Consider the following 11,853-nt stretch of genomic DNA (forward strand, 5'->3'; position numbering starts at 1 on the left):
TAACTCGTGGCGATCTCTGCCTTTCTATGCAGAGTATTGCCTCACAAAAACTCGCCGGCGCCACATCGCGGAACCGCATTTCAATACGCATTCCGATGCCGCAGCCCTCTCACCACCGTCGCCAGCACAATCCGCATATCCAACCCAAAAGACCAGTTCCGCAAGTAATACAAGTCATGTTCGACCCGTGCCTGCATCTTCTCGACCCGATCCGTCTCACCGCGAAAGCCATTCACCTGAGCCCACCCGGTAATACCAGGCTTAATCCGGTAGCGGTGGATATACCCATCGACAATTCCCCGATACTGGTCATCATGTTCAATCGCATGCGGCCGCGGCCCAACCACCGACATTTCCCCACGCAACACATTCAGAAACTGCGGCAACTCATCAAGGCTCGTGCGACGTAAGAACGCGCCGACACGAGTCACCCGCGTGTCTCCTCGCGTGGCCTGCAGAACCACACCTGGCCGCGCCGAGTGCTCGCGCATCGAACGAAACTTGTAAATGCGAAAGACGCGTCCGTCCGCACCCTTACGCCGCTGGGTAAACAACACGGGTCCCTTCGAAGTCGCCTTGACGGCAACCGCAATCGACAACATCACCGGCAACAAAGCCAGCAGCGCCACACTCGCGAACAACCGGTCGAAAACCGCTTTCTGAACCAGCGCGTACGGTGTCATCGGCGAGGCCATCAGATTGATAGCCGGCGCGCCGATCAGATCGACCACGTTTCGATCGAACATCGCAAGACTGCGCACATCAGGAATAAAGCGCAAATTAACAAGGTCACCACTGAATTCGTCGAGCACCTTCAGCACGGTGTCTTCTTCGGACATCGGCAGCGCGATCCACACCTCTTCGATCTGTTCACGGCGCACCCAGTCCGCGAATTCGCGCAGCCGCACGAACGACGGCAAGCCGTCAAACCCGGACTCACTATCCTGTCGCGTGTTGAACGTGGCAACCGCCCGGAAGCCCGCATCCGGTGAACTCATGATGTTGGCGATCACAGCGTCGCGATGCGCGCCGGCGCCAACCACAGCAACCATTCGCAGGTTCCGGCCGCCACGTCTCATCCGACCGAGTACGGCATGCACCACCCACCGCGAAGCGACGAGCGCCGCAGCGGCGATCACGGTCCAACTCACGCACCAAAGCCGGGACACCGACCCAGCGCGATGAAGCAGAAACAACATCGCGAGCCCGCAGGCCTGCACCGCGATCCAGCCGAGCACCAGCTTGACGCTCAGCCGCCATTTCGAGCGGCCACGCCATGAGTCATACACGCCGAACCAGGGCAGCAACAAAACAGCGAACGCAATATCGAGAGCGACGAAGGCGCCTTCGAGAATCGAATACCCTGAGCGAGGCATGAACAGCAGCGAGGCGAGCGCCGCCGACAACGCGATCAACGTCGCGTCTAGCAGGCGCGCCAGCACGCTTTCCATCTCCGCCAAATCCCGGCCAGCGGTTTTACGAATCACCGTGTGCATGAGACCGGGCCTAGCGCGGAGCCGCCGATCCGACACCGCGCAACTTCCGCACAGATGTCACACGCAAGAACACAACGGGATAGCTCACATCAAGCTTTGACTTCATGGCACCACTCTCAAAATTCCTTTCGCGATGCCACGTGCATGCGCAACTTCTCATAGAGGCCGCATTCTGCGCCCACGAAGATTGGAGAGGCTTAAGAGATTTCCGAATCGTTCGCGGCATTCGTCCGCCATCCCCCTTGGCTTCCGATTCAGTCCGGTCCTGTTCCACGTTTTTTCGGGCGCCGCCCCACCCATAACCGATCCCTAATGCACCTCTCCACAAACTTTAACTATCCGCAATCGTCCCGCCCCCGTATGCTCGAACAATGATCCGCAAACCGTGCACGGCAAGACACGGCATCGGGCAAGCGACTATTCATCATCAGAGGAGGGGCGTCATGAAGATCTGTGTCTTCGGAGCGGGAGCAATCGGCGGCTTGATGGGTGTGCAACTCGCACGCGCCGGTGCGGATGTGAGTTTCGTCGCGCGCGGTCCGCATCTGGCGGCCATGCGCGAGCACGGTGCGCGTCTGATCATGGACGGCGAGACGTTCAGCGCACCGGTGCGCTGCACGTCCGACCCGCGCGAACTCGGCGTGCAGGACTTCGTGATCATTACGCTTAAGGCGCATTCGCTGCCCGGCGTAGTCGATGCAATGCAGCCGCTGCTCGGCAAGCACACGGCCATCGTCACGGGCGTCAACGGCATTCCGTATTGGTACTTCTATCAGCACGGCGGACGCTTCGCCGGCACGCGTCTCACGAGCGTCGACCCGGACGGCAGTCAATGGACGAAGCTCGGACCCGAACGGGCAATCGGCTGCGTGCTCTACCCGGCTGCCGAAATCGTCGAACCCGGCGTCATCAAGCACGTGTACGGCAAGAAATTCCCGATCGGGGAGCCGAGCGGAGAACGCACGCCGCGTATTCAACAGTTGCACGAGATCATGCAGGCGGCGGGTTTCGAGGCGCCAATCCGCGACAATATCCGCGACGAAATCTGGCTCAAGCTATGGGGCAACCTGTGCTTCAACCCGATCAGCGCATTGACGCACGCCACGCTCGACGTGCTCACCAGCGACCCCGGCACACGCGCGGTATCGCGCACGATGATGCTGGAGGCCAAGCGCATTGCGGATCAATTCGGCGTGCACTTTCGCGTCGACGTGGAAAAGCGTATTGATGGCGCGGGCGCGGTCGGCGCCCACAAGACATCGACGCTGGTCGATCTGGAGAATCGCCGGCCAATGGAGATCGATCCGCTGTTGACCGTCGTGCAGGAAATGGGCCGCCTCGTCGCCGAGCCGACGCCGACTATCGATGTCGTGCTGGCGCTCATTAAACTGCGTGAACGGATGGCGTTGCAAGGAGATTGAGACTCGATAGAGAGCGTGCGATCAGAAATTCGTTCGCTCTCCCGCCTATCGGCAAAGGCAAACATAAAAGGATCGAACGCCAAAACGCGTTCGATCCTTTTTACGCTACTGATCGATGGCGAGCCACACGGCCTTGGGCTCGGTGAAGTTCTCGATCGCGACGTCACCGTGTTCGCGGCCGAACCCCGAGTCGCCTGACCCTCCCCACGGCAGGCGCACATCGGTGTAGCCGTATGTGTTGATCCACACGGTCCCCGCCCTCAGATCCCGCGCAACCCGATGCACCCGGCCGATGTCCGCGCTCCACACGCCCGCCGCGAGGCTATACAGCGTGCCGTTTGCAATCCTAATCGCGTCGGCTTCGTCGTTGAAGCGAATCACGCTCGCCACAGGCCCAAATATTTCCTCCTGCGAAATGCGCATTTCATGCTCGACGTTGGCAAACACAGTCGGCTCGACAAAGAAACCGCGCTCGCCCACCCGCGCGCCGCCCGTAACGAGCGACGCGCCCTCTGAACGACCCGTTTCGACGTAGCCCAGCACCGTCTTCATCTGCGCCGCGGAGATAAGCGGTCCCATCGACGTTTCGCGCGACGACGGATCGCCGACCTTGATCGACTTCGCGCGCGCGGCGAGGCGCTCGACCACTTCGTCGTACACATCGCGATGGGCGAGAATGCGCGACCCCGCCGAACACACTTGCCCGGTATTGAAGAAGATGCCCGACGCCGCGGCGCGCACGGCGTTGTCGAGATTGGCATCCGGGAAAATCAGATTGGCCGATTTGCCGCCGAGCTCCAGCGTGACGCGCTTGAAATTGCCGGCGGCGCCTTGCAGAATGCCGCGCCCCACCGAGGGCGAGCCCGTAAACGTCACCTTGTCGACGCCGGGATGCGCGACCAGTGCGTCGCCGACCACCCGCCCCTTGCCCGTGACGATATTTAGCACGCCCGGCGGCACACCCGCTTCGAGCGCGAGTTCGCCGATGCGCAGCGCGGTCAGCGGCGTAATCTCCGCGGGCTTGACGATCAGCGTGCAACCGCACGCGAGCGCCGGCGCGATCTTCCACATGCCGATCATCAGCGGGAAATTCCACGGTACGATCGCAGCCACCACACCGACGGGTTCACGCAACGTGTAAGTCAACGCATCGGGGCGCACCGGCACGACCTGACCGTTGATCTTGTCGCACCAGCCTGCGTAGTATTCGAGCGTATCGATCGCGGCCGGAATATCCTGCCGCATCACCGCCGCGATCGGTTTGCCGGCGTCGAGGCTTTCGAGCGCGGCGAGTTCCTCGAGATTCGCGCGCATCAAGCCGGCGAGGCGCATCAGAATGCGGGCCCGCTCAGCGGTCCGAATGCCGTTCCATACTTTCAACGCAGCGCGCGCGGCGCGCACGGCGGTGTCCACGTCGGCGGCGCTGCCTTGCGCAACCAGCGCGATCGGCTCTTCGGTGGCGGGGTTGATGTCGACGGAATATTCGCCGGTGCCGGGCGGCAAGCGCTTGCCGTCGATCAGCAGATCATGGCGCCTGAGGTCGGTTTCAGTTTCCATCATGAAGCTCCTTGCTTGGATGTTGCGTGGGCTGAGTGCGTGCGAGCCGCTTCGATTAAAAGACGCTAGGGCTCGTGGAGGACGGCGCCGTCGCGTGCAACGGTCGGCTTCGTCTGCATCTGCGAAGCGGACAGCGACACGTCGGTGGTCTGTGAAGGGGTGGAGAATTGCGCCCAGGCTGCTGCGGCGTTGGGTCGGAGGGAACGGTTGCGGCGATGCACGAGCAGTGTCGCCAGATTCATCGCGGGTGCGAGCGGCCGGCTGACCAATGAGGCGCCTATTGCCGGCCAATGCGTGTCGATTGGCAAGATGCCGACGCCGAGGCCCAGCTCAACCATGCGCAGCACCGCCGCGACATGTCCGAGTTCCTGCACCGGCCGTCGTTTAACGCCGTTCGCGTTGAAGGCGAGTTCGAGCGCCCCACGCACACCTGTGTCGGCGTTCAGCGTGATGAGCGCCCATTCGTGCAACTCGCTCCATGCAACACTGGCGTGGCGCGCAAGCGGATGCGCAGGTGGCATCACCGCATGGAGCGGTGTCGTGAAAACCAGTTGCGCGTGCAACAGGTCGCCGGCAAGCGGCTCGGCCATCGAGACCACGCCGAAGTCCACCTCGCCCTGTTCGACGCTCGCGAGCACGCCGCTTTGCGGCTGATCCCTGACGGAGACGGCTAGCTCAGTAAAAGCCGCCGCGCAGCGCGCGAGTCCCTGCGCCACCCAACTCGACGACAACACCGGATTGCTGGCGAGCACCACCACGCCGGTGTGACCGTCGTAAGCCGCCCGCTCTTCGCGCAGCGTGAGCTCGATTTCGTCGAGCAGCCGGCCGATTCTTCGCTCGAGGCTCGCTCCCGCATGCGTCAGTTCGACCTGGCGCGTGGTACGGTCGAACAGCTTTAATTCCATGGCGTCTTCGAGTTCGCGCACGCAACGACTCACCGCCGATTGCGTCAAGTCGAACTCACGCGCCGCGCGCGTAAAACTCCGCTCACGCGCGACGGCGACAAACACCTTGAGTTGCTGCAACGAAACATTCATGACGTCACTGCCGGGTGTGGACCATTCACCTATTCTCCTGTCTGCTCAGGCCAATGGCTCAAGCGCGAAGCCTTGCCGTTGCCGGCAACGGCCAGCACACCTTGCGGCTCGTTGTGCGTTTCGATCCAGCGCGAGCGCATCGGCGCGAGTATGAACTTCGCGGAAATGCCCGCGACGATCGTCACGACGGCGGAGACGATGAACACGAGATTCCATCCGCCCGTCGCCGACAACACCGACGCGATCGGCACCAGCAACGAAGCCGTACCCTTGGCGGTGTACAAGGTGCCGGCGTTGGCCGCGGCATATTTGCTGCCGAAGGTATCGGCACAGATCGCCGGGAAGATCGAGAAGATTTCGCCCCAGAACAGGAAGATCAATGCGGCGAATGTCATGAACGCGTACGGGTTAGTGCCGTATTGCATCAGACCGAGCAACGCCAGGCCTTCGCCGATAAAGATCACGAACATCGTGTTTTCACGGCCGAGCTTGTCGGAGATGAAGCCGCACAGCGGACGCGTAAAACCGTTGCAGACGTTATCGATGGAAAGCGTGGCGGTCAGGAGCGGCAAGGTCATGCCGAAGATCGTCATCGGGATGCGTGCGAGGCCCCAGTCTTTCGCGATCGGACCGATCTGCGCGGTCGCCATCAAACCGCCCGCGGCCACGGCGACGAACGACACGTAGATCACCCAGAACACCGGCGTCTTGATCATCTGCCCCGGGGTGAAGTCGACCTTCGACACGGCGAACTTCCTCTTCGGTGCGGCTTGCGAGCGCAAGTTCGGCTTCTTCAACAGCAGCGCAAGCGCGAGAATGCACCCGCCTTGAAGGATGCCGAAGAAGAAGAACGTATGCTCATAACCCGAACGCGTGATCATGTTGGCAATCGGAATCACCGTCACCGCGGCGCCCGCGCCGAAGCCCGCAGCGGTGAGACCCGCTGCAAGTCCGCGCTTGTCGGGAAACCATTTCAACGCATTGCCCACGCACGTGCCGTACACGCCGCCCGCACCGATACCGGCGATGACCGCGGAGACGTACAGCATCGGCAGAGTCGTGATGTACGAATTCATCACCCACGCAACGCCCGCGCAAATCGCGCCGCCCGCGACTACGGGCCGCGGTCCGAACCTGTCGACGAGCCAACCTTCGAGCGGCACGAGCCACGTTTCAGTGAGGATGAAAATCGCGAACGCGAGTTGAATGGACGCTTCGCCCCAGTGATGCCGCGCGTTCATCGGCGTGACGAACAACGTCCACGCGTATTGAAGATTGGCCACCAGAGCCATGCACACCATGCCGATGACGAGTTGCCACCAACGGTTGCCCCAAAATGCGCGGCTCGTAGTCTGCTGACTGATATCGTCCATTCGCTTTGTCTCCACTATTTGTCTGGTGCAGCCGGCTGGCGTCCCGCAGGAAATCGCCCTGCAACGCGCCGTACTGTATGCGTCCCACCTTATGTTATGACCCGAAAAGCCGCGCTCTTCGGGAATATCTGATATTTGCGTCTTTAATTCGCTGCTTTAAAAATAGATCGACTTAAATCATCTCTTTGCGGGAATTTCTTTATTCCGATCAATTAATGCCTTTAACCGCGAGGCGTCGGTTGCTTCGCCCATCAGGGCTCGCATCCAAGCGTTAACCCGAGTTTTTCGCCACGCGCTGCGGCGGCAATTCCGCTTTCTTATACAGAGCCATGCTAGGGTCATTGCTGAATTACTAATAATTAAAGTTTGTTATTATGTTGATTCACATTTGCTTATACATCGGTCATGACGATGCGGAATGCGACTCTGCGGCAACTGAAGGTTTTCGAAACGGTCGCGCGCCACCTGAGCTTCTCGCGTGCCGCCGAGGAATTGCACCTCACCCAGCCGGCCGTTTCCACTCAGGTCCGGCAACTCGAAGAACACGCCGGGCTGCCGCTGTTCGAACAACTCGGCAAAAAAATCTACCTGACGCCGGCCGGCACCGAAATGCTTCACTACAGCCGCGCGATCATCCAGCAGTTCCACGAAGTCGACGAAGCGATGAGTCAGCTCAAAGGTGTCTCCGGCGGCAAGCTGAATGTCGCGGTGATCAGTGCCGGCGACTACTTCTTTCCGCGGCTGCTGGCTGAATTCACGCGCCGTTACTCGGGCGTCGTGCTCAACCTCGCCGTGCACAATCGCGAGGAACTGCTGCATCAGCTGGCTACCAACCAGACCGATCTTGCGGTGATGGTGCGTCCGCCCCACGAGACCGACGCGACCAACGAGCCGTTTGCACCGCACCCGTATGTGATCGTGGCGGCGCCCACGCATCCGCTCGCCAATAAGCGCAACATCAAATTCAGCCAGTTGGCGAACGAAGCGTTTATCGTGCGCGAGCGTGGCTCGGACACGTGGAATTCGATGGAAGAAGGCTTCGCCGGGCGGCTTGCCAACCTCAAGATCGCCATGGAGATCAAAAGCACCGAAACGATCAAGCAGGCCGTGATCGCGGGCATGGGTATCGCCTTTCTGTCCGCGCATACCATCAGCCTCGAATTGCAGCTCGGCCACCTTGTCGTGCTCGATGTCGAGAGCTTTCCGGTCATGCTCAACTGGTACGTGGTGCATCGAAAGAACAAGCGACTGCCGCCGGTGGCAGTCGCCTTCAAACGCTTCCTGATGGAGGAAGGCGCGAATCTGATCGAGAAGATCACGCGCGTCAAGGAATTGAGCGTGTATAAGCAGTAGGCTATGAATATCCAATGAAACTTTAACTATTGCAGATTCGTCAGGACTTCTATGCTGCAAGCGAGTTCCATCACTCGTCTGCCCAGGAGTCCGGTCATGAACCACGCTTCGGTTGAGTCTCATCCCAGCGCACACACTGCCCGTGTTGCCGCGAACCATCCCGACGACGCCCACCTGAGCGCGTACAACGCCGCCTTCAGCGACCTCGGCCTGCGCTTTCGCTGGGACCGCGCCACCCTCGACGTGCTCAGGGAATTCAATAGCGAGGCGGCGCGGATCACTGCCTACATCGAGCGCTTTCACGCCCATTTGCATAGCGCGTACGACGCCGACTTTCTCGCTCAAATGATTCTGCACAAGAAGGCGCAGTACTTCAGCGAGTTCGCGTCGGCGGGCGAGTGAGGGTGTTCGCGGGATCACGGTCCCGCGACGCGTTACACCCGCCCGCCTGAAGGTGTGAGCATTCATGGCATTCGCCGTGCCGCAGCGCGAACCGGCCGGCGGCGGTCGCACGCACGTTGCCGCACGTGGGCACTCACACCATTGCTACCGTTTCGACGATACGGGTAGGCCGCCGTGCGCACGCAGTATGTCGTTACGTCGCGCAGCGTCCAGGTCTGCTCTTCCCCGCCGCGCCATTCGATTCGTGCGAACAGCCCGTGCTTGCCCATCGTCAGACTATGACAGCGCGCGGCAAAGGCGAGTGTGCTCGAATCGTGACCATGCTCGTGGCTGTCGGAGTACTCGCGGCTGAGCATCAAATGTACGCCCATCGCACAAGCCAGCGCGCTCATCGCGAGGAGCGCGGCGAGTCCGAATGGCTGTGCCGGTTCGGTCACGAATCCATAGCCGAGCCAGCCGCACAGTAACAGCGCAAACAGGTTGACGATGCCGTGCCCCGGACGCGCCACCACGCTGAGTCGCAGCGCACCGCGCAGTTTGCAGAACGCGGTGGCCGACGTGGCGAAGATCAATGCGCCGATGAACACGGCGACACAGAGTTCGACACGCTCGACATTCGCCTGCGCCGACGACGACAGATAACGCGCGAAGCCGCCCGACATCACAGCGAGCCCCATGCTGCTGGCCAACAACGCAACGAGGCGCGGGCGCCGCGTCAAGTTGCGCCGACGCACCAGCCACGCGCCGAGCACCGCGCCCGCCACGGCTGCGCCGACCACGCCGTCGCTCGCGCCTATGCCGGCTGCGAAAAGACCGGCGAGCGCGGCGGCCAATGCGCCCGCATGCCAGTCAGGACGGCGCTTCGGTCGCCGTTCGACCGGCAGTTGCCCGACAGCCGCAAGCGCAACGGCCAGCACCGAAGCAAACACCACGGCCAGCGAACACCAGACGGTACTGTCATACGCTAGCGGCATGCGCGCTCCTTCGTACCGGAATGCATGGGCGCGATCCCAACGGATCGCGCAATCGGTCAAGCGTTCAGACAGCGCCTGCCACGGCCGGCTCCGCGCCTGCGGCGGCGCCCGCGCGCACGGCGCTCAAGGTATTGCTCAGCGTGCCGATCCCGTCGACCGTGACCGTTACTGTCGCGCCATCCTTGATCGAACCGACGCCGACCGACGTGCCGCACGCGATCACATCGCCCGGCTCGAGCGTGAGATCCTGCGAGATCAGACTCACCTGCTCGGCGGGCGAGAAAACCATGTCGGCGAGCGGATAGTTCTGCCGCTCCACGCCATCGAGCATTGTGACAAGACGTGCCTGCTGCCAGTCGAAACCGGAGACGATCGCCGGTCCGATACAGCAGAACGTATCGAAGCCCTTCGCCCGGCACCATTGCGGAAAGTGCGGATTCTCGTTCAACAGATCAGCCGCGGTGACGTCGTTGACGAGCGTGTAGCCGAAAATCGCTCCCGCCGCCTCTTCAACACTCGCATCGCGGCAGCGCCGTCCGATCACAATGCCGAGTTCGCCTTCATAGGCGATCTTGCCGGCATAGCTGAGCGGCCGCCTGATCGGCTCACCTGAACCGATCACCGAACCCGCGGGCTTCAACAAGAAAAGCGGGTGCGCCGGCACCGGTTTGTCGAGCTTCGCCGCCAGCGCGTGAAAGTTGTTCCACAGCGCGACGATCTTGCCGGGCGCGCACGGCGCGAGCGGCGTCAGCGCGCGCGTCGACAGCACGGCGCCGGTCGGCACCGGGTGCTCCAGACCTTCATATTCGTGCAGATAGCCACCGTCCACACGGCCGAACACGACGCCTGCGTCGCTCGACATGAACCGCATCCATGTATCCATACGTTGCTCCCTGTTTACGTGGATCGGGCCTAGATCGCGCCGGCAGTGCGCAGCGCACTGACCTGTTCGGGCGAATAGCCGAGTTCGGCCATGACTTCGTCGGTATGTTCACCCAGCAACGGCGAGCGCGTGACCTCGGTCGGGCTGTCGGACAGTTTGATAGGATTGCCAACCGTCAGATACTTGCCGCGAGTCGGATGATCCACTTCGACAATCGTGCCGGTTTTGCGCAGCGACGGTTCTTCGGCGATTTCCTTCATCGACAGAATCGGCCCGCACGGAATGTCGTACTTGTTCAGGATCTGCATGGCCTCGAACTTGGTCTTCGTCATGGTCCAGCGTTCGATCTCGGCGAAGATATCCTTCAGATGCGGCAGGCGCGCAGCGGGCGTCGCGTAGTTGGGATCCGTGGCCCACTCTTCCTTGCCGATCACGTTGCAGATCTTCGCCCACACGGGCGCCTGCGTGATGAAGTAGATATACGCGTTGGGGTCGGTCTCCCATCCCTTGCACTTCAGGATCCAGCCCGGCTGACCGCCGCCCGACGCATTGCCCGCACGCGGCACCGCTTCGCCGAACTCTCCGTTCGGATACTGCGGATACTCTTTCATCACGCCGGTACGTTCGAGCCGCTGCTGGTCGCGCAGTTTCACGCGGCACAGATTGAGCACGCCGTCCTGCATCGCGGCGAGTACGCGCTGACCGCGTCCGCTGTGTGTGCGTTGATACAGCGCCGTGACGATACCGAGCGCCAGATGCAAGCCGGTGCCGCTGTCGCCGATCTGCGCGCCTGTCACGACCGGCGGGCCGTCGTCGAAGCCGGTGGTCGAAGCCGCGCCGCCCGCGCATTGCGCGACGTTCTCGTAGACCTTGCAGTCCTCGTACGGCCCAGGACCGAAGCCCTTCACCGACGCGACGATCATGCGCGGATTCAGTTCCTGAATCCGCTCCCACGTGAAGCCCATGCGGTCCAGCGCGCCCGGCGCGAAGTTCTCGACCAGCACGTCGCATTTCTGGATCAGCGCCTCGAGCACCTGCTTGCCTTCAGGATTCTTCGTATCGATCGTGACGGAGCGTTTGTTGTGGTTGAGCATCGTAAAGTAGAGGCTGTCCACATCGGGAATATCGCGCAACTGCTCGCGCGTGATATCGCCCGCGCCCGCCCGCTCCACCTTGATGACATCCGCGCCGAACCATGCAAGCAGTTGCGTGCAGGTAGGCCCGGATTGCACATGCGTGAAGTCGAGAATGCGCACACCGTCGAGTGCTTTGCTCATGTCCTGTCTCCTGTGTCGACCAAGGCTTGCGCTTTAGCGCCTTACTCTGGTCCTGAGCAACGTAGTTGTTGAAAAGGCGT

10 protein-coding genes are annotated in these 11,853 nt (G+C 61.6%); 3 read left to right on the forward strand and 7 right to left on the reverse strand.

What is annotated here, in order from left to right:
• Positions 1-80 precede the first annotated feature (80 nt).
• Positions 81-1,496, reverse strand: coding sequence for an undecaprenyl-phosphate glucose phosphotransferase (locus B0G80_RS32940; protein WP_116122032.1), 1,416 nt, complete (start codon positions 1,494-1,496; stop codon positions 81-83).
• Positions 1,497-1,939: 443 nt separating this feature from the next.
• Between B0G80_RS32940 and B0G80_RS32945 the strand changes: the two genes are divergently transcribed.
• Positions 1,940-2,917, forward strand: a complete 978-nt coding sequence (locus B0G80_RS32945) for a 2-dehydropantoate 2-reductase (protein WP_116122033.1) — start codon at positions 1,940-1,942, stop codon at positions 2,915-2,917.
• A gap of 105 nt (positions 2,918-3,022) precedes the next feature.
• Here B0G80_RS32945 and B0G80_RS32950 read toward each other — a convergent pair whose 3' ends face one another.
• From B0G80_RS32950 to oxlT, 3 genes are all read right to left on the reverse strand, one after another.
• A complete protein-coding gene (locus tag B0G80_RS32950) occupies positions 3,023-4,474 on the reverse strand; it encodes an aldehyde dehydrogenase family protein (protein ID WP_116122034.1) in 1,452 nt (483 codons plus the stop codon).
• A 65-nt stretch (positions 4,475-4,539) separates the two neighbouring features.
• Positions 4,540-5,511 (reverse strand): LysR family transcriptional regulator, encoded by a 972-nt coding sequence (locus B0G80_RS32955; protein ID WP_116122035.1) that lies wholly within the window; start codon positions 5,509-5,511, stop codon positions 4,540-4,542.
• 29 nt (positions 5,512-5,540) lie between these two features.
• Positions 5,541-6,884, reverse strand: coding sequence for an oxalate/formate MFS antiporter (gene oxlT / locus B0G80_RS32960; RefSeq protein WP_106282479.1), 1,344 nt, complete (start codon positions 6,882-6,884; stop codon positions 5,541-5,543).
• Positions 6,885-7,289: 405 nt separating this feature from the next.
• Between oxlT and B0G80_RS32965 the strand changes: the two genes are divergently transcribed.
• Both B0G80_RS32965 and B0G80_RS32970 read left to right on the forward strand, forming a co-directional pair.
• Positions 7,290-8,237 carry a LysR family transcriptional regulator gene (locus B0G80_RS32965; protein WP_012427868.1) on the forward strand — a complete coding sequence of 316 codons (948 nt, stop codon included), beginning with the start codon at positions 7,290-7,292 and terminating at the stop codon, positions 8,235-8,237.
• Positions 8,238-8,333: 96 nt separating this feature from the next.
• Positions 8,334-8,639 carry a hypothetical protein gene (locus B0G80_RS32970; protein ID WP_116122036.1) on the forward strand — a complete coding sequence of 102 codons (306 nt, stop codon included), beginning with the start codon at positions 8,334-8,336 and terminating at the stop codon, positions 8,637-8,639.
• A gap of 62 nt (positions 8,640-8,701) precedes the next feature.
• Here B0G80_RS32970 and B0G80_RS32975 read toward each other — a convergent pair whose 3' ends face one another.
• The 3 genes from B0G80_RS32975 to frc all read right to left on the reverse strand — a co-directional run bounded on the left by B0G80_RS32975 (position 8,702) and on the right by frc (position 11,773).
• Positions 8,702-9,613: an NAD(P)(+) transhydrogenase (Re/Si-specific) subunit beta gene (locus B0G80_RS32975; RefSeq protein WP_116122037.1), complete on the reverse strand. Its 912-nt coding sequence runs from the start codon at positions 9,611-9,613 to the stop codon at positions 8,702-8,704.
• A 64-nt stretch (positions 9,614-9,677) separates the two neighbouring features.
• On the reverse strand, positions 9,678-10,496 hold the full coding sequence (locus B0G80_RS32980; protein ID WP_116122038.1) for a fumarylacetoacetate hydrolase family protein: 819 nt from the start codon (positions 10,494-10,496) through the stop codon (positions 9,678-9,680).
• A gap of 29 nt (positions 10,497-10,525) precedes the next feature.
• On the reverse strand, positions 10,526-11,773 hold the full coding sequence (gene frc / locus B0G80_RS32985) for a formyl-CoA transferase (RefSeq protein ID WP_106282483.1): 1,248 nt from the start codon (positions 11,771-11,773) through the stop codon (positions 10,526-10,528).
• Between the last annotated feature and the right edge of the window lie 80 nt (positions 11,774-11,853).

The sequence above is a fragment of the Paraburkholderia sp. BL6669N2 genome, from assembly GCF_003387275.1.
In the GTDB taxonomy this organism is placed as follows: Bacteria; Pseudomonadota; Gammaproteobacteria; order Burkholderiales; family Burkholderiaceae; genus Paraburkholderia.

Excerpts from the sequence above, each read along its gene's own strand:
- B0G80_RS32965 (WP_012427868.1), top strand. The coding sequence starts at position 7,290 with ATGACGATGCGGAATGCGACTCTGCGGCAACTGAAGGTTTTCGAAACG.
- B0G80_RS32970 (WP_116122036.1), top strand. The coding sequence starts at position 8,334 with ATGAACCACGCTTCGGTTGAGTCTCATCCCAGCGCACACACTGCCCGT.
- B0G80_RS32955 (WP_116122035.1), bottom strand. The coding sequence starts at position 5,511 with ATGAATGTTTCGTTGCAGCAACTCAAGGTGTTTGTCGCCGTCGCGCGT.
- oxlT (WP_106282479.1), bottom strand. The coding sequence starts at position 6,884 with ATGGACGATATCAGTCAGCAGACTACGAGCCGCGCATTTTGGGGCAAC.
- B0G80_RS32945 (WP_116122033.1), top strand. The coding sequence starts at position 1,940 with ATGAAGATCTGTGTCTTCGGAGCGGGAGCAATCGGCGGCTTGATGGGT.
- B0G80_RS32975 (WP_116122037.1), bottom strand. The coding sequence starts at position 9,613 with ATGCCGCTAGCGTATGACAGTACCGTCTGGTGTTCGCTGGCCGTGGTG.
- B0G80_RS32980 (WP_116122038.1), bottom strand. The coding sequence starts at position 10,496 with ATGGATACATGGATGCGGTTCATGTCGAGCGACGCAGGCGTCGTGTTC.
- frc (WP_106282483.1), bottom strand. The coding sequence starts at position 11,773 with ATGAGCAAAGCACTCGACGGTGTGCGCATTCTCGACTTCACGCATGTG.
- B0G80_RS32940 (WP_116122032.1), bottom strand. The coding sequence starts at position 1,496 with ATGCACACGGTGATTCGTAAAACCGCTGGCCGGGATTTGGCGGAGATG.
- B0G80_RS32950 (WP_116122034.1), bottom strand. The coding sequence starts at position 4,474 with ATGGAAACTGAAACCGACCTCAGGCGCCATGATCTGCTGATCGACGGC.